The 19,484-nt window shown below is 49.6% G+C and carries 16 protein-coding genes and 24 tRNA genes; 10 read left to right on the forward strand and 30 right to left on the reverse strand.

Features of this window, described 5'->3' with window-relative positions; translation table 11 throughout:
• Positions 1 to 278 precede the first annotated feature (278 nt).
• From M2298_RS16955 to dnaA, 30 genes are all read right to left on the reverse strand, one after another.
• Positions 279 to 363 (reverse strand) — tRNA-Leu (locus M2298_RS16955).
• A 9-nt stretch (positions 364 to 372) separates the two neighbouring features.
• A tRNA-Arg gene (locus M2298_RS16960) sits at positions 373 to 446 on the reverse strand.
• A gap of 24 nt (positions 447 to 470) precedes the next feature.
• Positions 471 to 546 (reverse strand) — tRNA-His (locus tag M2298_RS16965).
• Between the two features lie 24 nt (positions 547 to 570).
• A tRNA-Trp gene (locus M2298_RS16970) sits at positions 571 to 644 on the reverse strand.
• Between the two features lies 1 nt (position 645).
• Positions 646 to 722, reverse strand: a tRNA-Met gene (locus tag M2298_RS16975).
• A 24-nt stretch (positions 723 to 746) separates the two neighbouring features.
• Positions 747 to 835: transfer RNA gene (locus M2298_RS16980), tRNA-Ser, on the reverse strand.
• 8 nt (positions 836 to 843) lie between these two features.
• Positions 844 to 917, reverse strand: a tRNA-Gly gene (locus M2298_RS16985).
• A gap of 7 nt (positions 918 to 924) precedes the next feature.
• Positions 925 to 1,006: transfer RNA gene (locus M2298_RS16990), tRNA-Leu, on the reverse strand.
• An 18-nt stretch (positions 1,007 to 1,024) separates the two neighbouring features.
• A tRNA-Pro gene (locus M2298_RS16995) sits at positions 1,025 to 1,101 on the reverse strand.
• A gap of 16 nt (positions 1,102 to 1,117) precedes the next feature.
• A tRNA-Arg gene (locus M2298_RS17000) sits at positions 1,118 to 1,194 on the reverse strand.
• A gap of 150 nt (positions 1,195 to 1,344) precedes the next feature.
• Positions 1,345 to 1,420: transfer RNA gene (locus tag M2298_RS17005), tRNA-Gly, on the reverse strand.
• A gap of 19 nt (positions 1,421 to 1,439) precedes the next feature.
• Positions 1,440 to 1,526, reverse strand: a tRNA-Leu gene (locus M2298_RS17010).
• A 19-nt stretch (positions 1,527 to 1,545) separates the two neighbouring features.
• Positions 1,546 to 1,621, reverse strand: a tRNA-Lys gene (locus tag M2298_RS17015).
• Between the two features lie 6 nt (positions 1,622 to 1,627).
• Positions 1,628 to 1,702 (reverse strand) — tRNA-Gln (locus M2298_RS17020).
• Between the two features lie 18 nt (positions 1,703 to 1,720).
• Positions 1,721 to 1,805, reverse strand: a tRNA-Tyr gene (locus tag M2298_RS17025).
• 46 nt (positions 1,806 to 1,851) lie between these two features.
• Positions 1,852 to 1,927, reverse strand: a tRNA-Thr gene (locus M2298_RS17030).
• A 16-nt stretch (positions 1,928 to 1,943) separates the two neighbouring features.
• Positions 1,944 to 2,019, reverse strand: a tRNA-Phe gene (locus tag M2298_RS17035).
• Positions 2,020 to 2,054: 35 nt separating this feature from the next.
• Positions 2,055 to 2,131: transfer RNA gene (locus M2298_RS17040), tRNA-Asp, on the reverse strand.
• 24 nt (positions 2,132 to 2,155) lie between these two features.
• Positions 2,156 to 2,231: transfer RNA gene (locus tag M2298_RS17045), tRNA-Val, on the reverse strand.
• Positions 2,232 to 2,282: 51 nt separating this feature from the next.
• Positions 2,283 to 2,356: transfer RNA gene (locus M2298_RS17050), tRNA-Glu, on the reverse strand.
• Between the two features lie 16 nt (positions 2,357 to 2,372).
• A tRNA-Thr gene (locus tag M2298_RS17055) sits at positions 2,373 to 2,448 on the reverse strand.
• A 6-nt stretch (positions 2,449 to 2,454) separates the two neighbouring features.
• Positions 2,455 to 2,530, reverse strand: a tRNA-Asn gene (locus tag M2298_RS17060).
• Positions 2,531 to 2,568: 38 nt separating this feature from the next.
• Positions 2,569 to 2,644 (reverse strand) — tRNA-Ala (locus tag M2298_RS17065).
• Between the two features lie 51 nt (positions 2,645 to 2,695).
• A tRNA-Ile gene (locus M2298_RS17070) sits at positions 2,696 to 2,772 on the reverse strand.
• Between the two features lie 230 nt (positions 2,773 to 3,002).
• The gene (gene gyrB / locus M2298_RS17075) at positions 3,003 to 4,919 is read right to left on the reverse strand and encodes a DNA topoisomerase (ATP-hydrolyzing) subunit B (RefSeq protein ID WP_370641116.1); all 1,917 of its coding nucleotides are present in this window, start codon (positions 4,917 to 4,919) and stop codon (positions 3,003 to 3,005) included.
• Positions 4,920 to 4,927: 8 nt separating this feature from the next.
• Complete coding sequence (gene remB, locus M2298_RS17080) at positions 4,928 to 5,215, reverse strand: extracellular matrix regulator RemB (protein WP_122962223.1); 288 nt, start codon at positions 5,213 to 5,215, stop codon at positions 4,928 to 4,930.
• A gap of 9 nt (positions 5,216 to 5,224) precedes the next feature.
• Positions 5,225 to 6,343, reverse strand: coding sequence for a DNA replication/repair protein RecF (recF, locus tag M2298_RS17085; protein WP_173597195.1), 1,119 nt, complete (start codon positions 6,341 to 6,343; stop codon positions 5,225 to 5,227).
• Positions 6,344 to 6,359: 16 nt separating this feature from the next.
• On the reverse strand, positions 6,360 to 6,575 hold the full coding sequence (gene yaaA, locus M2298_RS17090; protein ID WP_063231699.1) for a S4 domain-containing protein YaaA: 216 nt from the start codon (positions 6,573 to 6,575) through the stop codon (positions 6,360 to 6,362).
• 48 nt (positions 6,576 to 6,623) lie between these two features.
• The gene (dnaN, locus tag M2298_RS17095) at positions 6,624 to 7,763 is read right to left on the reverse strand and encodes a DNA polymerase III subunit beta (RefSeq protein WP_122962225.1); all 1,140 of its coding nucleotides are present in this window, start codon (positions 7,761 to 7,763) and stop codon (positions 6,624 to 6,626) included.
• A gap of 206 nt (positions 7,764 to 7,969) precedes the next feature.
• The gene (dnaA, locus tag M2298_RS17100; RefSeq protein WP_063231697.1) at positions 7,970 to 9,331 is read right to left on the reverse strand and encodes a chromosomal replication initiator protein DnaA; all 1,362 of its coding nucleotides are present in this window, start codon (positions 9,329 to 9,331) and stop codon (positions 7,970 to 7,972) included.
• A 579-nt stretch (positions 9,332 to 9,910) separates the two neighbouring features.
• Between dnaA and rpmH the strand changes: the two genes are divergently transcribed.
• The 10 genes from rpmH to M2298_RS17150 all read left to right on the forward strand — a co-directional run bounded on the left by rpmH (position 9,911) and on the right by M2298_RS17150 (position 18,918).
• Positions 9,911 to 10,048 carry a 50S ribosomal protein L34 gene (gene rpmH, locus M2298_RS17105; protein WP_217022156.1) on the forward strand — a complete coding sequence of 46 codons (138 nt, stop codon included), beginning with the start codon at positions 9,911 to 9,913 and terminating at the stop codon, positions 10,046 to 10,048.
• 166 nt (positions 10,049 to 10,214) lie between these two features.
• On the forward strand, positions 10,215 to 11,186 hold the full coding sequence (locus M2298_RS17110; RefSeq protein ID WP_280648775.1) for a nucleotidyltransferase: 972 nt from the start codon (positions 10,215 to 10,217) through the stop codon (positions 11,184 to 11,186).
• Positions 11,187 to 11,296: 110 nt separating this feature from the next.
• Entirely contained in the window at positions 11,297 to 11,665 is a 369-nt protein-coding gene (gene rnpA, locus M2298_RS17115) for a ribonuclease P protein component (protein ID WP_063231695.1), read from the forward strand.
• Between the two features lie 4 nt (positions 11,666 to 11,669).
• A complete protein-coding gene (gene yidD, locus M2298_RS17120) occupies positions 11,670 to 11,894 on the forward strand; it encodes a membrane protein insertion efficiency factor YidD (protein WP_122962228.1) in 225 nt (74 codons plus the stop codon).
• Positions 11,895 to 11,930: 36 nt separating this feature from the next.
• A complete protein-coding gene (gene yidC, locus M2298_RS17125; protein ID WP_122962229.1) occupies positions 11,931 to 12,689 on the forward strand; it encodes a membrane protein insertase YidC in 759 nt (252 codons plus the stop codon).
• Positions 12,686 to 13,315 (forward strand): RNA-binding cell elongation regulator Jag/EloR, encoded by a 630-nt coding sequence (gene jag, locus M2298_RS17130; RefSeq protein ID WP_122962230.1) that lies wholly within the window; start codon positions 12,686 to 12,688, stop codon positions 13,313 to 13,315. The genes yidC and jag overlap by 4 nt, the downstream gene beginning before the upstream one ends.
• A 309-nt stretch (positions 13,316 to 13,624) precedes the next feature.
• The gene (gene mnmE, locus M2298_RS17135; protein WP_122962231.1) at positions 13,625 to 15,001 is read left to right on the forward strand and encodes a tRNA uridine-5-carboxymethylaminomethyl(34) synthesis GTPase MnmE; all 1,377 of its coding nucleotides are present in this window, start codon (positions 13,625 to 13,627) and stop codon (positions 14,999 to 15,001) included.
• Between the two features lie 199 nt (positions 15,002 to 15,200).
• Positions 15,201 to 17,099, forward strand: a complete 1,899-nt coding sequence (gene mnmG / locus M2298_RS17140) for a tRNA uridine-5-carboxymethylaminomethyl(34) synthesis enzyme MnmG (protein ID WP_173598909.1) — start codon at positions 15,201 to 15,203, stop codon at positions 17,097 to 17,099.
• A 14-nt stretch (positions 17,100 to 17,113) separates the two neighbouring features.
• Complete coding sequence (gene rsmG / locus M2298_RS17145; RefSeq protein WP_122962233.1) at positions 17,114 to 17,830, forward strand: 16S rRNA (guanine(527)-N(7))-methyltransferase RsmG; 717 nt, start codon at positions 17,114 to 17,116, stop codon at positions 17,828 to 17,830.
• A gap of 527 nt (positions 17,831 to 18,357) precedes the next feature.
• Complete coding sequence (locus M2298_RS17150) at positions 18,358 to 18,918, forward strand: MgtC/SapB family protein (protein WP_063231689.1); 561 nt, start codon at positions 18,358 to 18,360, stop codon at positions 18,916 to 18,918.
• Positions 18,919 to 19,484: the final 566 nt, after the last annotated feature.

The raw sequence follows: 19,484 nt of genomic DNA on the forward strand, positions 1-19,484 counted from the left end.
CTCTCCAATAAAGTTTGTTACTGGTTCAAAGCTGGCAAATCATTTAATGATAGACTCATCAACGCTTTCGCTGTTCAGTTTTCAAAGAGCATTTTGCGCTTTTTACTAGCGCGGAATTTCATTCTATCATATCTCTTCAAGCGAGTCAATGACTTTTTTGAAGACGATTTGATATTTGTTCACTCGCTTTAAACTACTCATTCGCGAGCGGACTTTTAATATAACATCTTTCAAATGTAATTTCAAGAGTTTTTTTAAATCTCATTGAAATTTGTTAGTGGTGCGGTCGGCGAGACTCGAACTCGCACGGGTCGCCCCGCCACCCCCTCAAGATGGTGTGTCTGCCAATTCCACCACGACCGCATGTAAAAACGTCTCAGGAGAGGTTCGAACTCCCGACCGTCCGCTTAGAAGGCGGATGCTCTATCCAGCTGAGCTACTGAGACATATATCGTTATTTGAAATAAAAATGGGGCGATCGATGGGACTTGAACCCACGAGTGCCGGAGCCACAATCCGGTGCGTTAACCCCTTCGCCACGACCGCCATAATTGATTCAATATGTTTTTTTGGCAGGGGCAGTAGGAATCGAACCCACACCAAAGGTTTTGGAGACCTTCGTTCTACCGTTAAACTATGCCCCTATGGTAGCGGTGGAGGGGATCGAACCCCCGACCTTTCGGGTATGAACCGAACGCTCTAGCCATCTGAGCTACGCCGCCACGAACATCAGGTAGTAATTGAAATGGCGGAGGGAGAGGGATTCGAACCCCCGTGAGCTTGCACTCTAACGGTTTTCAAGACCGCCCCGTTATGACCACTTCGGTATCCCTCCGCAAAAAATGGAGCGGGTGATGGGAATCGAACCCACGCGACCAGCTTGGAAGGCTGGAGTTCTACCATTGAACTACACCCGCAAAAATATGGTGCCGGTGAAGGGACTTGAACCCCCACGGTTTCCCTCACGATTTTGAGTCGCGCGCGTCTGCCATTCCGCCACACCGGCATATCAAGTTAATAAAACTGGTCGGGAAGACAGGATTCGAACCTGCGACCCCTTGGTCCCAAGCCAAGTACTCTACCAAGCTGAGCTACTTCCCGACTATTAAGATAAAAATGGCGTGCCCTGAGAGATTCGAACTCCCGACCTTTTGATTCGTAGTCAAACGCTCTATCCAGCTGAGCTAAGGGCACATGTTATGGAGCAGACGACGGGTCTCGCTTCTACTGGCGCTGCTTCGTCAATTTCCTACCCGACAAGCCAGATTGGAAGTGCCCGTGACACTCTTCGTCGATGCTCTTCAAGGGTAAACCCGGAACGGGTGAGAGGCCCGAGAACATCTATGGAGCGGACGACGGGTCTCGAACCCGCGACCTTCGCCTTGGCAAGGCGACGCTCTACCAATTGAGCTACGTCCGCATATTTGTTTAAGAAAATATGGTGCGGTCGAGAGGACTTGAACCTCCACGGTGTTGCCACCACTAGAACCTGAATCTAGCGCGTCTGCCAATTCCGCCACGACCGCATATTCACTTTGTAAAAACTGGTGAGCCATGAAGGACTCGAACCTTCGACCCTCTGATTAAAAGTCAGATGCTCTACCAACTGAGCTAATGGCTCTCATTATGGCTGGGGTACTAGGATTTGAACCTAGGAATGACGGAGTCAAAGTCCGTTGCCTTACCGCTTGGCTATACCCCAATAGCCATGAAGTAAAGATGGTGGGGAGAGACGGATTCGAACCGCCGAACCCGGAGGGAGCAGATTTACAGTCTGCCGTGTTTAGCCACTTCACTATCTCCCCATCTTGTCCTTTTTCAGCATCAGTATTATCAACTGAAAATTAAAGGTGGTGCCGGCAATAGGACTTGAACCCACAACCCCCTGATTACAAGTCAGGTGCTCTACCAATTGAGCTATACCGGCATATTTGATTATTTCATGGTGGCTCGGGACGGAATCGAACCGCCGACACGAGGATTTTCAGTCCTCTGCTCTACCGACTGAGCTACCGAGCCTCGTGCATATGAGATGCCACCATTAGTTTGAATAATGGCGGAGCTGACGGGACTCGAACCCGCGACCTCCGGTGTGACAGACCGGCGTGAACTCCAACTTCACCACAGCTCCATATTAATTATCATTTTGTAATAATGGTGGAGGCTGACGGGATCGAACCGCCGACCCTCTGCTTGTAAGGCAGATGCTCTCCCAGCTGAGCTAAGCCTCCGTACTCCCCGACTTTTGTCAGGGACCCAACAAAGTAGTTGGGATTCATAGGTGACCCGTAGGGGATTCGAACCCCTGTATGACAGCGTGAAAGGCTGCTGTGTTAAACCGCTTCACCAACGGGCCGTGCTTTTTAACAATCTGGTGCTCCCGACAGGAATCGAACCTGCGACCTCTTCCTTACCATGGAAACGCTCTACCGACTGAGCTACAGGAGCGTGATATGGCTCCTCGGGACGGACTCGAACCGCCGACCGATCGGTTAACAGCCGATTGCTCTACCAACTGAGCTACCGAGGAACAATACAATATCCAGGCCAATTGCCTTTAGGAGTCTATGGTGGAGCTGAACGGGATCGAACCGATGACCTCCTGCTTGCAAGGCAGGCGCTCTCCCAACTGAGCTACAGCCCCATTTTCAAATGGGTAAGCGATCTTGATTTTGCTGCTATCGCCTTATGTAAGTGGTGGGCCTAGGCTGACTCGAACAGCCGACCTCACGCTTATCAGGCGTGCGCTCTAACCAACTGAGCTATAGGCCCGTATCGCTTCCTGGATCTTTAATCTAGCATAGATTTTTATTCATTGCAATAGAATTTTTGATTTTTTTATCGGGTAAAAGTGAATTTTTTGCAAGAAGGCTGGCCCAACTACGAAAAAGCCAGCGAAAAACCCGCTTCGATCCGCAAAACAGCGTGGTAGAAGCCTTTTCCACACCTGTTTCATAGCTGAGCCTTCCTGCAATCAATGTCTATATGGAGCCATCAAGGTCTTAAATATCCAAATCTCTGACAGTCGCTGCGTATTGCTCAATAAACTCTCTGCGCGGCTCTACTTCATCGCCCATGAGCGTCTCAAACACCATATCGGCATCCATGGCGTCTTCCAGGTCAACTTGCAAGAGTGTACGCATCTCTGGGTCCATTGTAGTTTCCCACAATTGGTCCGCATTCATCTCACCCAACCCTTTGTAACGTTGCACATTTGGCTTTGGTGTAGTCTTCAGGGTAGCGAGTATTTCATCCCGCTGCCTGTCGTTGTAAGCATAATGCAGCGTCTTGCCCTGCTTGATGCTGTACAACGGCGGCTGCGCAATATAAATATACCCCGCTTCGATGAGCTGACGCATGTAGCGATAGAAGAACGTCAACAGCAACGTACGGATATGTGAGCCATCCACGTCGGCGTCCGTCATGATTACGACTTTATGGTAGCGCGCTTTGGTGATGTCGAAGTCTTCGCCCACCCCTGTGCCGAGCGCCGTAATGATCATGCGAATTTCGTTGTTGCCGAGAATTTTGTCCAAGCGCGCCTTTTCTACGTTCAACACTTTTCCACGCAAAGGAAGAATCGCCTGGAAGTGACGATCGCGGCCAGACTTCGCAGAACCGCCCGCAGAGTCTCCCTCAACGATGAACAGTTCGGATTCGGAAGCGTCCTTGGAAGAGCAGTCGGCCAATTTACCCGGCAGCGCACTGACTTCGAGCGCGCTCTTGCGGCGAGTCATTTCCCGGGCTTTACGGGCAGCTTCACGGGCACGCGAAGCCATCAGAGCCTTCTCGACCACTTTTTTCGCTACGCCAGGGTTTTCCTCCATAAAGGTGCTGAAACGATCGCCAAACACGGACTCGGTAATGCTGCGCGCTTCCGAGTTGCCGAGCTTTGTTTTCGTTTGCCCTTCGAACTGAGGCTCCTGGATCTTCACCGAAATAATCGCCGTGATCCCTTCACGCACATCATCCCCGGACAAGTTCGCATCCTTTTCCTTGAGGAGATTGAATTTGCGGCTGTAGTCGTTGATCACGCGGGTAAGAGCTGTCTTGAACCCGGTTTCGTGCGTACCGCCTTCATGCGTGTTGATGTTGTTGGCAAAAGAATAAATATTGCTCACGTAGCTGTCGTTGTATTGCAGGGCAACCTCAACAAGCAGGCCGTCTTTCTCCCCTTCGCAATAAATGACTTCTTCGTGCAGCGCTTCGCGGTTTTTATTCAAATATTCCACAAACTGAACAATACCGCCCTCATAGTGGAACGATTCTTCCTTTTCCTGTTCGGGACGGGTATCTTTCAGCGTAATCCGCAGTCCTTTGTTGAGGAAAGCAAGCTCGCGAATACGTTTTTGCAAAATGTCGTATTCGAAAACGGTTGTTTCTGTAAAGATGGTCGGGTCTGGCTTGAACGTGACTTTTGTTCCCGTCTCTTCTGTCTCGCCAATAACAGCAAGATCAGCAACAGGTGCGCCGACCGTAAAACGCATATAGTGAATTTGATTGTTCTGCTTTACTTCTACTTCCATCCACTCGGATAGCGCGTTTACAACCGAGCTACCTACCCCGTGAAGACCGCCGGAAACTTTATATCCGCCGCCGCCAAATTTTCCGCCGGCGTGCAGGACAGTTAAAACCGTTTCTACTGTCGACTTCCCGGTTTTCTCGTGGATGCCGGTTGGGATTCCCCGGCCATTATCAGTTACAGATACGGAGTTGTCCGGATGAATGACCACCAAGATGTTGTCGCAATAACCGGCAAGCGCCTCATCGATGGCATTGTCGACAATCTCCCATACCAGGTGATGCAAACCGCGGCTGCTGGTTGAGCCGATATACATGCCGGGGCGTTTCCGAACCGCTTCCAGCCCTTCCAGAACCTGAATCTGACTCGCATCATAGTTTGTATCGTTCGTCGTCACTTGATCCACTACTCTGTCAACTCCTCCACTTCAGCTTGTACAAAGGGAAACTGATCCAAGCTGTCCACGAACTGAGCGCGTCGCTTTAGCGTCAGAGAAGAAATAGGTGAACAGTAAATGGCATCCTTGGTGATTACATACGATTTTGTTTCTTCTACGCTGTGGTCGACGATCGTCTTCCGCTTTTCCTGCAAGAAAGCCTTGTTGACCTTCGAGGATTTCACGGTTTGATGATCGAGGATGGAAATGACTTCCTTTGTGCTCACCACAGTATCTCCACCAATGTGAATAAACATCCCTGATCCCTACCTTTCTCCCGAGATTGTCCCTTCCTTCACGTAAAAACGAGAGGCTTGCTGGAGAACCTGATGCTTTAAGCCTTCCACACCTGTCGTGCTCACAAACGTCTGAACCCGATCCTGAATGGTTTCGAGTAACAGGGTTTGCCGATGTTCATCCAACTCTGACAAGACATCATCCAACAAAAGAACGGGGTATTCCCCCACTTCTTCTTTAATCAGTTCGATTTCGGCCAGTTTGATGGACAGTGCGCTCGTGCGCTGCTGCCCTTGTGAACCGTACGTTTGGACATCCATGTTGTTCACTTTGAGCGAAAAATCATCGCGATGCGGTCCGATCAAGGTGCTTCCGCGCATGATTTCCCGGTCGCGAACCTCTTCATAGGCAGCCAGCATTGTATCAACAGCCTGCTCGACCGACATTTCTTCCGTAACTGGCGATGAGTTTACATAGTGCAAGGAAAGCTTCTCCCGGCCATTGGTAATGCCCGTATGGATCTCCTGCGCCCATACTTGGAGCTTGCGCAGAAACTCAAACCGCTTCCTCAACAATTTTACCGCTAAATCGGCTAGTTGGGTATTCCAAATTGCCAGCATTTCCAGCGAATGGCTTTTTTTCATCGCCAAGTCCTTCAGCAGTTGATTCCGCTGCGCCAGCACTTTGTTGTAATTGCTTAAATAATACAGATAAGTGGGCGATACTTGGCCGATTTCCATGTCAATAAAACGTCTGCGCTGAGCGGGTGCCCCTTTTACAATGGACAAATCCTCCGGCGCAAACATGACTACGTTCAAGGCTCCCACATAGGCGCTCAGCTTTTGCTGCTCCATCCCGTTGATTTTGGCCCGCTTTCCTTTGCTTGTCAACTGCAGCTCCAAACGAACAGAACCGTAGCGACGAAGAACATCGCTACGGATCGTGGCGAAATCGGCATCCCACGTAATTAGCTCCTTGTCTCGGGGCGTACGGTGGGATTTGGCCAGAGCCAGAACGTATATCGATTCGAGTGCATTTGTTTTCCCCTGGGCGTTGTTGCCAATAAACAACTGGATGGGGCCATCAAAATCCAAGGACAGGGATGAATAGTTGCGATAGTTGGTAAGCGACAGGTTCTTGAGAAACAAGAATCACGCTCTCCTCTCAGCGGCGTACCACTTGAAAGCGGCCATGGCCTTCAATCGCCACTTCATCGCCAGGATATAGCTTGCGGCCTCGTCTGTTGTCCAGCTCGCCATTGATTTGAATCGGCACCTCTGCCAAAAAAGCTTTGGCCATGCCTCCGGTATCGATGACGTCAGCCAGCTTTAAAAATTGGCCGAGAGCAATGTATTCGGTGTTGATGGAAACCTCACGCATGGCTTGGCTCCTTTCTTTTACGAAAAAGAACTTTTTTACGAAAAAACCCTAGTAAGTACGGACTGGCAAGATCAAATGCAGCATCCAATCGTGGTCCGTCGGACGAATGACAAACGGGCTCATCGGGCCAGTAAAGCTGGCTCTGATTTCGGAGCTGTCAATCGCACGCAAAGCGTCAATCATGTATTTGGCGTTGAAGGAAATCTTCAGCTCTTCGCCTTCCATCGCTTTCGGACTCAAAATATCCGTTACTTTCCCGATTTCAGGAGCGTTGGAGGTGATCTCTACAGTGCCATCCGGCAGCGTAACGAGCTTGACCACATTGGATTTGCCTTCGCGGCTGAGCAAGGAAGCGCGCTCGATCGACTGCAAAAATTCTTTGGTGCTGACAGTGATCTCTGTTTTGCTTCCTTGTGGAATGATTCTGGTCGTGTCTGGATAAGTTCCCTCCAGCAAACGCGAATAGAACAAAATGTGCTTGGACTTCACCAAAATTTGATTGTCGGCTACGACGATATCAGCAGGATTTTGGTCATCATCCAAGATTTTTACCAATTCGTTGCAGCTTTTTCCTGGTACGACTACGTTGTGGAAGGAAAGGTCATCCGGGCATTCTACCATGGCAGTACGGCTGGCCAAACGGTGACTGTCAGTCGCAACAAAACGAAGCTTGCCTTGTTCCAGGGACCACATCAATCCAGTAAGAATCGGGCGCATTTCAGAAGTGGATACGCCAAAAACAGTCTGACGGATCATTGCTTTTAGCAAGTCACAGGGAACGCTGAATACTTTATCCTCTTCCAGATGCGGCAATTGCGGATACTCGCTGGCATCCATTCCGTTGATGGTGAACTCAGCTTGTCCGGAACGGATTTGGGTAACAAGGCGATCGTCTACCTGGATATGGATTTCGTTGCTTGGCAGCTTGCGGACGATTTCGCTGAAAATGCGAGCTGTCAAAACGATGCTTCCAGGCTGATGGATCGTTACTCCCCATTCTCCCGCTTCTTCCAAAGGAATCTGTACTTCGATGGATACATCCGAGTCGCTTGCAGTCAGAGTAAGCCCCTCGTCATCTGTTTTTATCTTAATCCCGGTCAAAATCGGAATGGTTGTTCGGCTGGAAACGGCTTTACTGACATGTGACACGGCGTTAGACAGCTTGTCTCGCTGAACGGTAATATGCATCAACGTGATCCTCCCTCTATCTGCGCCATTTTTTTAATGGACTATGCATAATGGCTGCGTCTTTATCATAACTTATTAGGATATATCTTTTTAACAGAAGTAGTAATAGGGCCTGTGGATTTGTGGATATGTGGACTGATAACGTAAAAGATAGCCTATACACATGTGGGTAAGTTGTGTATAGGCTTTTTGCGTTATGCACAGGTTTAGTGGTTTGCTTTTAACTTTTCAATGAGCGACTGAATCGTAGTTTGCATCTGCGGATCACTTGCCAGTGCCCGCGAGATTTTTTCATGCGCATGGATGACAGTTGTATGGTCGCGTCCGCCAAATTCGTCGCCGATTTTTGGCAAGGAGGCGTCTGTCAGCTCCCGAGACAAATACATGGCGATTTGGCGAGGAAAAGCGACGGTTTTGGTCCGCTTTTTCGCTTTGAAGTCTTCCAGCTTCAGACTGAAAGCTTCTCCGACAGCACGCTGAATGTCCATAATGGTAATCACACGCGGGCGAGAAGACGGAATGATGTCTTTCAAAGCTTCGGCAGCGAGCTGCGTATCAATGTCGCGATTGATCAAGGAAGAGTAAGCAACGACACGGATCAGCGCACCTTCCAGCTCGCGGATGTTGCTGTCGATTTGATTCGCGATGTAAGCCATTACCTCGTTCGGAATGTCGAGGTTTTCTGCCTTCGCTTTTTTGCGCAAAATGGCAATCCGCGTCTCCAGATCAGGCGGCTGGATGTCGGTAATCAGTCCCCATTCGAAGCGGGAGCGAAGCCGGTCTTCCAGCGTCGGGATCTCTTTTGGAGGCCGGTCGGAGGAAATGATGATCTGTTTGCTCTCTTCGTGCAGAGCGTTGAACGTATGAAAAAACTCCTCTTGCGTCGACTCCTTGCCAGCCAAAAACTGAATGTCATCAATCAAAAGAACGTCTACACTCCGGTACTTGTTGCGAAATTCGACGGCCTTGTTGTCCCGAATGGAGTTGATGAACTCATTGGTAAACTTCTCGGACGACAAATAGACCACTTTTGCCGATGGATTGTGTTGGATAACATAATGGCCAATTGCGTGCATCAAGTGGGTTTTGCCAAGTCCGACTCCTCCGTAAATGAAGAGGGGATTGTAAGCTTTGGCAGGAGCTTCTGCGACTGCAAGCGAAGCGGCATGAGCGAAACGATTTCCCGCACCGATAACGAAAGTGTCAAAGGTGTACTTGGGATTCAAAATGCTGGGTGGCTGGTCATCCGCTGCTGTGGGCGGAGCGCTCATTTTCACCCGTGGGGTAGGTTGTTCCTCGGCAAATGCGGCATCCTGATTTTGCAGGGCGACGAATTTTACCTTCATATTGATACCTGTCACTTCATATAGTGTATCGGTAATCAGTTGAGCGTACCGGGTTTCGAGCCAATCTCTCGCAAAGTCATTGGGCGCCACGACGATCAGTGCATCCTCTTCCAGGGTGGTTGCCCTGGTTGCTTTGAGCCAGGTATCGAAACTTGGTTTGCTTAGCGATTTTTCTATCTTGGCGAGAACTTTGCGCCATAGTTCGCTAATCGCTGCATCCAACCAGAATCCCTCCTTTTGGGCCATCCGAAAAATAAAAATCACCGATAAAAAATAAACGATAACAATTGCAAAAACCGCATATGTGTGACCCGATTGTCAACACGGTCGTATTTGACGACTGTGGATAAAAAAAGTCGAAAAATAGGGATTCTGCTCGCAGAAGAGAAAAAAAGCAGACGGTTATCCTCATCCCTGTGTGTAACGACATACACATAGGAAGGAATCTGTCCACAAACTTATCCACACCCTGTGGAAAAACCGATTAGCCTATCGGAGTTATTCACGCTTCAAAACAAAAACATAATAACAGATATAAGGCATGGCATCAATGGTTTTTTCATACTTATCCACAAACACAACCACTGGTACTAGCCACATATTCACATATCTATATTTTGTGTACAAGCTGTAGATAAAGTTGTCGAAACCTGTTTTTGTGGATAAAACGATATCCACAGACCCGGGAAATAGTTTTGTGGGGATATTTGCCTTGGAAACGAAATTCCATCGCTGCTTGACTTTTTTTATATATGTCCTTATAATGCAAAAGAATGTCTGTGCTAGACGGAGGTGTATACGATAATGAAACCATCATTCAACCCTAACAATCGCAAGCGCAAAAAGGATCATGGATTCCGTAAGCGCATGAGCACAAAAAACGGCCGTAAAATTTTGGCTGCTCGTCGTCAAAGAGGTAGAAAAGTTCTTTCCGCGTAGGCCACATTTCCAGTGGCCTTTTTGTTTGCCAGATGATGTCGGAAAATTCTTTTTTTAGGTGGAAAGAGGAAGTCTCGCCGCGGCGTGGAACCTTTTGGTGGAGAATCATTACCTAGCTACCAAAAAAGTTCTTGATTCATGCTGTTTGAAAAGAGCGGGAGGGACGATGAAGCCTAATGAAGAGAATTTCACCGACTTTTTTATTGGGGTAGGCCGTGATTTTGTCCATGAGCTGGCTTTGCCTGACTTAGTTTGCGCCTATGCAGGAGGTTCGGTTGGGAGAGGGGAGGCAGACGCCTTCAGCGATCTCGACTTGAACCTTTTTGTGGAGGGAACGAGGGAACACCGCAGCGAAAATCATTCGTTTCGCGGTCAACTGATTCAGCTGCACGTCCATCCTGTGCCGACTGCGGATGATGTACGCGACAATCCTTGGCGTTGGCGCTATTTGCAGGAAGCACGGCTGGTGGCAGATCCAACTGGCCGCTTTGCAGACTGGTTTCCACAGATGCGTGCTTATCTCGAATCAGAAGAGGCAAAAGCGAAGATGATTGCACAGGCGAGGGCGGCGGTCGAGGAGTACGAGCGCATCGCAGATGAGGCTTTGGCAGAAGGGCGCTTGTACTCCGCTGCTTTGCTCGAATGGGCAGGGTGGCTGGAGGCCATGCAGCTGATTGCTTTCGTCTCGCAAGGACAGCTCAGCGATCGTGCGCTTTTCCAGCTCGTGAGTGGGTTAGGCGGCTGGTCGGAGCTTGAGCGGCACTTTTCCGTGAGATACGCTGCAAGAGAAGCGCTTATGGAAGGGCTGGCGGTGCTTTCCGATTATCGTGCCCACTTGCAAACGAAGGCTGGTCCAGAGGCGTTCGCACTCGGAGCGGAAAACGATGTTCTTTTGCAGCAGAAGATGGGAAGACTTTTGCAGAAGGAGCAGTATGCCGAAGCGGGGTTCCTGCTGTTTTCCGAAGCGGTTTGGCTGTATTCGAGCACAGACGCCGACAACTGGTGGGAGGAGCATCGACAAGAGCTTCCGCCAGGGCTTGGGGAGTCGCTGCTGGAGCTGGGCTTTTTCCAGATGGATCAGGCGAAGGCGGCAGAACTGCGAAGCGCAAGAGCCGAGCTGATCGCGAAAATCGGCTAAATTTCTTGCAAAGTATGTGTACTTTGGGAAAAAAGTGGACGAAACAAGGATATACTGGTAGATGCTGTTTGCGTTTTCTACTATAATTGTGATGTTAGGGGTTGTTTACCTTGCATCGTTCACACCGGCTCAAAAAAAATGAGCACTTTCAAGCGGTTTTTCAACGAGGAACTTCTGCTGCCAACAAGCAATTTGTCCTGTATTCAGCCAAGCAGGAGGGACAAGCTGCTTTTCGCGCTGGAATTTCCGTCAGCAAAAAAATTGGTAACGCTGTTATCCGCAACAAAGTCAAGCGACTGATCCGAGAAGCGGTAGCGCGGTTGGAGTCAGTCATTCCACTCGGCCTCGATCTAGTCATCATCGCCCGTCCGGGAGTGGAAAACATGTCGCTTGAAGCCATTGAGCAATCTTTGTTGCATGTGATGAAGCGGGCCAAAGTGATCAAACGGGCACCCGTACATAATGGAAAAAGAGGGTGAAACGATGGTTGCGAAAATCATGGTTTGGTTGATTCGGGGATACCAGCTGTTCATATCTCCGTTAAAGCCTCCTTCATGTAGATTCGCGCCCACCTGCTCACACTATGCGATCGAGTCGGTTCGCCGATTTGGCGCGTGGCGTGGAGGCTGGCTGGCTCTTCGTCGCATCCTGAAATGTCATCCGTTCCACCCGGGCGGGTTTGATCCAGTTCCGGATCAACGCAAATAGCATACCTCACTGAAGCGGGGAAAAGGAGGACCACCCTTGAGTAGACGTACCCTCAGCATAATTATGCTGACTATGCTGGTTCTTGTTCTGTCAGGCTGTAACCCGACGACTGCTGCACCAATCGGGCCTGACGCAACCGGCTTCTGGGACAAATATCTCGTATATCCCTTGTCCTGGTTGATTAAAGAAAGCGCTTTGATCCTTGGCAACAACTACGGCTTTGGTATCCTGGTAGCGACGGTCATCATCCGTTTGATCGTACTGCCATTGATGGTCAAGCAAATCAAGAGTTCCAAGAGAATGCAAGAGCTTCAGCCGGAAATGCAAAAAATCCGCGAGAAGCACAAAAACGATCCGCAAAAGGCTCAGCAAGAAACAATGGCTCTGTTCCAGAAAAACGGCGTCAATCCACTCGCGGGTTGCTTGCCGATGCTGGTGCAAATGCCAATCCTGATCGCCTTTTACCACGCGATCATCCGAACAGAAGAAATCAAGACTCAAACCTTCCTGTGGCTGACGTTGGGCGAAAAAGACCCGTTCTACATTTTGCCGATCATCGCCGCAGTTACGACTTACTTGCAGTCGAAAATGATGGGACAGGCTACACAGGGCAACCCGCAAATGCAAATGATGCTGATCATGATGCCGCTGATGATTTTGGCTATCGCAGTAACCTTGCCATCTGCGCTCTCCCTGTACTGGGTATACGGTAACCTGTTCACTATCGTACAAACGTATTTCCTGTATCGTGATAAAGGCAATAAGCTTACTCCCAAGGAGGGAACCTCCAAGTGAAAAAGGTGGTAGCTACGGCAAAAACGATAGACGATGCTGTGCAAAAAGCTTTGCTGGAATTGGGTGTACCGCGTGAAAAGGCGAGTATTCGCGTCCTGGAGGAACCAAGCAGAGGGTTGTTTGGCCTGATTGGGGCGAAGGACGCCAAAGTGGAAGTGGAATACCACTACGACCCGGTTGCACAGGGACGTGACTTTCTTCAAGATGTTTTGTCTAACATGAAGGTGAACGCCAAAGTGGAGACTCGTACTAATGAAGAGGGCATCCTGTTTGATATCCAGGGCAGCAACCTTGGAATCATCATTGGCCGCAGAGGGCAGACTCTGGATTCCTTACAGTATCTCGTAAACGTCGTAGCGAACCGTCATGCGGACAAACACGTACGCATCACATTGGATGCCGAGAATTACCGGATGCGCCGCAAGGAAACGCTGGAGCAGCTGGCTGACCGGGTGGCGAAAAAAGCTTTGTCGACCAGACGGGATGTGCGGCTGGAGCCAATGTCGGCTGCCGAGCGCAAAGTAATTCACGCCTTCTTGCAAAAAAGAGCGGACGTCGTTACCTTCAGCGAAGGAGACGAGCCAAACCGATACATCGTCATTGCACCGAAAGAAGCCTCGCGTTAGGCTTCTTTTTTTGTGTCAAAAGGAACGTGTTATCGACAAAAGTCGACGTTTGCGCATGCAGGCGCAGCTTATGTCGAAGCAAACGGTTGTCCACTGTGGATAAATCAAAGCGAGGGTTGAGCTTTTCGAAAAAAGATCATACTGTGGATAACGAGAGCGGACAGCAACCTTGGACGGCAGGGTTGCTTTTTCCTGTTGATGAAGAGAGGGTGTAAAATTTACACTTTCATTTGGAATTTTTCAAGGCGATCTGTTAAGCTAATAAGTTAGTGGCTGACTTGTCTGATTGGAAAGCTTGAGGTGAAGGTCATGAAATTCGATACAATTGCAGCGGTTGCGACGCCGATGGGGGAAGGTGGCATTGCCGTCATTCGGGTAAGCGGTGCGGAAGCGCTCGAAGTTGTGGATAAGATATATAAAGGAAAACAGCGGTTGTCCACTGTGGACAGCCATACGATTCATTACGGGCACTTGTACGACCCGCATACAGGAGATCGGGTGGAAGAGGTGCTGGTGTCTGTTATGAGGGCTCCGCGAACTTTTACGCGAGAGGATGTAGTGGAAGTAAACTGTCACGGAGGAATCGTGTCCGTTGAAAAGGTGCTGGAACTGATTCTCGATAACGGAGCCAGACTGGCGGAGCCGGGCGAGTTTACGAAGCGTGCGTTTTTAAACGGACGCGTTGATTTGTCCCAGGCAGAAGCTGTCATCGATCTGATTCGGGCGAAAACGGACAGAGCGATGAAGGTGGCACTGAATCAGGTAGAGGGGAAGCTGTCGCGTTTGATCCGCCAGCTGCGCCAAAATTTGATTGAAGCCATGGCCCATATAGAAGTAACGTTAGATTATCCCGAGCATGACGTGGAGGAGTTTACGCAAAACTTCCTGCGCGGAAAATGCCTGGAGGTAAAAAGCGAGATTCAACGTCTTTTGCAGACCGCAAAGCAAGGAAAAATCTTGCGTGAAGGCTTGTCGACAGCGATTATCGGGCGGCCAAACGTGGGGAAATCCTCTCTTTTGAACAGCCTTGTTCAAGAGGAAAAGGCGATTGTCACGGATGTAGCCGGGACGACTCGCGACGTTATCGAAGAGTACGTCAATGTGCGCGGGGTGCCTTTGCGTCTGATTGATACGGCAGGCATTCGCGATACGGACGATATCGTGGAAAAAATCGGGGTAGAGAAATCGCGGCAGCTTTTGCAAAAGGCGGATCTCGTCTTGCTCGTGATCAACTACAACGAACCGCTCACTGCTGATGATTATGCGATTTTTGAAGCGGCAAAAGGGTTTCAGGTCATCGTGATTGTGAACAAGTTCGACTTGCCGCAAAAAGTGGACCTGGAAGAGATCAAACGCCATTTTCCACAGCAGCCGCTCATCATGACGTCGGCGCGCGAAGAAAAAGGCATCGATTTGCTGGAGCAGGCGATCGGAGAAATTTTCTTCAGCGGCCGTGTACAGCAGGATGATTTGACGTATGTCAGCAATGCCCGGCATATTCAATTGCTGCGCCAGGCGGAAAGAGCGATTGACGAGGCGCTCGGCGGCATTGACGATCTGATGCCAGTCGATATGATTCAAATTGACATCAAGAAGTCGTGGGAGCTGTTGGGAGAAGTCATCGGCGAGAGTGTCGGTGAGGATTTGATCGATCAGATTTTCTCGCAATTTTGTCTGGGCAAGTAGGCTGGTAATAGAAAAGAAACAGTTCGTCATTCGCCGCAAGCAGGGGATGCAGGCATGGCGATGGTGCGTAGTCGGTTAGAGCGAGGAAAGCTCGCGGCATAGGCAAGAAAGAAGTCGTACTGTATTGGCAGGACGCAATCGTTTTTATGAAAAGAAAGTTAGATGCGAGATAGCACTTATGAGCAAGGGGGAAAACAAAATGAACGCTGTACCTGCGTATGAAGCAGGCTCGTTTGACGTCATCGTAATCGGGGCAGGTCATGCGGGGTGTGAGTCAGCTTTGGCTGCGGCACGCATGGGCTGCAACACGCTGCTTTTGACGATCAATCTGGATGCGGTCGCTTATATGCCCTGCAATCCGTCGGTAGGTGGTCCGGCAAAAGGCCACGTTGTACGGGAGCTGGATGCACTCGGCGGCGAAATGGGACGAAATACGGATAAAACGCATATTCAAATGCGGATGCTGAATACGGGAAAGGGTCCTGCTGTACATGCTTTGCGTGCACAGGCAGACAAGTTTGCCTACCAGCACGAAATGAAGAAAACGATTGAAAATACGCCAAATTTGATCCTTCGCCAAGCCATGGTCGAGGAGCTGCTCGTCGAAGATGGAGTATGCGTAGGGGTCATCACCCAGACAGGCGCTCGCTACAAGGCTAAATCCGTCGTGTTGACTACCGGAACGTATTTGCGCGGAAAAATCATTCTTGGCGACTTGCAGTATGAGAGCGGGCCGAACAACATGCGCCCGTCGATTCGCCTGGCGCTGCATTTGAAAGAGCTTGGTTTTGAAATGACTCGCTTCAAGACGGGAACGCCACCTCGTGTTCATAAAAACAGCGTTGATTTTTCCAAAATGGAGATTCAGCCTGGCGACCCTGTTCCACGGGCATTTTCTTATGAAACGACAGAATTTATTATGGACCAGCTGCCTTGCTGGCTGACGTATACCAATGAAGACACGCATGGCTTGATCAATAGCAATTTGCACCGTGCTCCGATGTACTCCGGCATGATTGAGGGAACCGGGCCGCGTTACTGTCCGTCCATTGAGGATAAAGTGGTGCGTTTCAACGATAAGCCACGCCATCAAATCTTCCTGGAGCCGGAAGGGCGAAATACAGAAGAGATGTACGTACAAGGCTTGTCCACGAGCTTGCCGGAAGACGTGCAGTTGTCCATGCTGCGTTCGATGGCTGGAATGGAAGAAGTCAAAATGATGCGCCCTGGCTATGCGATCGAGTACGATTCGATTGTGCCGACACAGCTTTGGCCGTCGCTGGAAACGAAGAAATTGCCGGGATTGTTTACTGCCGGGCAAATTAATGGAACATCTGGCTATGAAGAAGCAGCGGGCCAAGGTTTGATGGCCGGGATCAATGCTGCACGCCGCGTTCAAGGGAAACCGCCTGTCATTTTGGGCAGGGAAGAGGCGTATATCGGCGTGCTGATCGACGACCTCGTGACAAAAGGAACGCATGAGCCGTATCGGCTGCTCACTTCCCGGGCCGAGTACCGTTTGCTTTTGCGCCATGACAATGCCGATTTGCGCCTGACTGATATCGGCTATGAAATCGGCTTGATCAGCGAAGAGCGCTACAGACGCTACAACGAAAAACGCCGATTGATCGAGCAGGAAAAGGAACGTGTGGAAAATACGCGTGTACGCCCTGATATGCAACATGTGCAGGAAGTATTGCGCGCTGCCGGTTCGCCGGAATTGACAGAAGTGATCGAGCTGGCTCAGTTGTTGCGCCGTCCAGAGATCAACTACAGCCATATTGTGGCGATGGTGCCAGCCCCGGAAGTTTTGCCGGACGATGTGACAGAACAGGTAGAAATCCAGATTAAATACGATGGCTACATCAAAAAGTCTTTGCAGCAAGTAGAGCGGATGAAGAAAATGGAGGAACGTCGCATACCAGCCGACATCGACTATCATCAAATTTCCGGCTTGTCCAAAGAGTCCCGCGAGAACATGTCCAATATCCGCCCGCTGAACATCGGGCAAGCAGCGCGTATCGCCGGGGTTACTCCTGCGGACATCTCGGTATTGATGGTGTATCTGGAGTATAAACGCGTAGGGGCAGCGGAGTAAGGAGATTAGCCAAAATGACTAAAGAACAGTTTGCCGAGGCGCTTGCCGCACAAGGCATTTCCTTAACAGAGCGTCAAAAAGAGCAATTCGACCACTTTTTCCGTTTGCTCGTGGAATGGAACGAAAAAATGAATTTGACGGGCATTACGGAAGAAGGACAAGTGTACGTCAAACATTTTTACGACTCGATCACCCCTGCCTTTTACTTTCCTTTTGACCAGGTAAAATCGGTAGTGGATATCGGAGGAGGAGCCGGGTTCCCCAGCATTCCGCTGAAAATTTGCTTCCCGCATGTGAAAATGACGATTATTGATTCGTTGAACAAGCGTATGGGCTTCTTGCAGCATGTGGCGAGTGAACTGGGGCTGGAAGATGTTCATCCGGTGCATGGACGGGCAGAGGATCGCGGGCAGGAAGCCAACTATCGGGAAAAGTTTGATCTGGTCGTAGCACGGGCTGTAGCCCGCCTGAATTTGCTCTCTGAATTTTGTTTGCCATTTGCTCAGCCAAAAGGTCATTTTATCGCTCTCAAAGGGGCAGATATTACGCCAGAGCTGAACGAAGCGAAAAAGGCGATCAAGACGCTGGGCGGCAAAACGCGAAAGGTCGAGACGTTCCAACTGCTGGAGGAAGCAGGAGAGCGCAACATCGTGATTATCGAAAAGGTAGAAGCTACACCCAAGAGCTATCCGCGCAAAGCGGGCGTTCCTGCGAAAAAACCGCTGGTATAGTCACTTAATAGGTTTTAAGGAACGAAGGAAGATCGCAGTTTGATGCTGCGGTCTTTTTTTGTGTGAAAAACGTCTCGACGTTTTTCATGAAATGGGATGTGACCACTCGCGGTCAACAAAACGGTCAGGTCATGACCGTTTTGTAGGCAAAAGTCTTGGCGTCTGGCTGCAAAAAAGAGATGCGCTTGAGTGCTGATTGCCCAAAACAGTCATGGGCGGTGTGGTTTCTGGTTTCGTTTCATGGAAAAAGCTTGTGCCAAGGAGAGTGAGTGCTTTGGGGCTGATGACGTGACGGGTATTTCCGTCTTTTTTCTCGAACGGGGCTTTTCTCATGACAAAAGGGAAAGAGATCTTTTGGTGGTCTTGTGATGTGTGCAGGGGAAAGGTGTTTGTGATTGTGTATCGGTCATTGATCGATGGTGATCGGGCAAAGGAATCTACTTTTTCAAGCATGGAGTTCTTTCAGAGGGCATATACATACCAGTAACGTTGCAGGGAACGACAACCGTTCTGAGAGGATGATAGACATGGAAGAAGTGTGGATGTCTCTTTTTCCATCAGAGCTTCCGACCATATTGCTGAGGCTGTTTCTCGCTTTTTTGGCTGGAGCCATCATGGGGTGGGAACGCGAGCGTTTTATCAAGGATGTGAGCAGACAACGAGGAGCGGGTTTTCGCACGTACAGCCTGGTTTGCTTCGGCTCATGTCTGTTTGGACTAGCTTCGATTTACGGCTTTCAGTCCAGCGGGGTAAACAACGACCCGGGCAGGGTAGCTGCTCAGGTGGTGACTGGCATGGGCTTTTTGGGAGCGGGAGCCATCCTCAAATTTAACGGTTCCGTTAAAGGCTTGACTACGGCAGCAGGGATGTGGGTTGCGTCTGCCATCGGATTGATGTTTAGTGCCGGAATGTATATTACGGCGATTGTCGCTGCCTTCTTTGCCTACCTGACTTTGGACTTTCATCGACTGTTTCCGAAGCTTTTTGCTGTCACCAAGATTTCACATCCTACAGATGAGAGCATAGGAGGAGAGGAGCGGGGCAAACACAGCGGCAGAGCCAATTTCTATGACCATGATCACGATTGATGTTTCACGTGAAACGTTTTTCCCAAGCAGGAATTGGGCAAAGCTTGCAGAATTACTTATATAAAAGAAAACCGAAGTCATTTGTCTAGAAAATGACGATAGGTCAAAGGGGATTTTTCAAAACGATCGGATAGGCAAGAAGCGTCTTTTAGGAAGGACAGTCTGTAGGGCCTGAGAACCTTGTAAGCGAGATTTATGCGCTATCCTCTAAAGGAAACGGAGGAAATGAGGGAAAGAGACATTTCTGAGGGAAAGTGGCTGACGGTTTGAAATGCGAGGAGGACGGAAACTAGCTCTGAAGAACTAGCCTCCTTTCACAGTGTGAACAGAACATCTATCTCCACAAGCATTTTCGAAAAGACTCGATCAGGTCCGTGCATGACTGAATGGTTGTCATTCACAACAAGCATGTACACTCCTAACAAAATCTTGTAAGCGCACACGCCGATGGATTTTGTCATGGAAGCGGGGATGACAAACTGTAGGCACAAGGAAATTGGGTATACGGTGAATAGTCCCTTCCAGCCGATGTATAAGAGAGACAGACAAATAGCTTCATGAAAAGA

The sequence above is a fragment of the Brevibacillus sp. 1238 genome (assembly GCF_029892995.1).
Taxonomy (GTDB): Bacteria; Bacillota; Bacilli; order Brevibacillales; family Brevibacillaceae; genus Brevibacillus; species Brevibacillus parabrevis.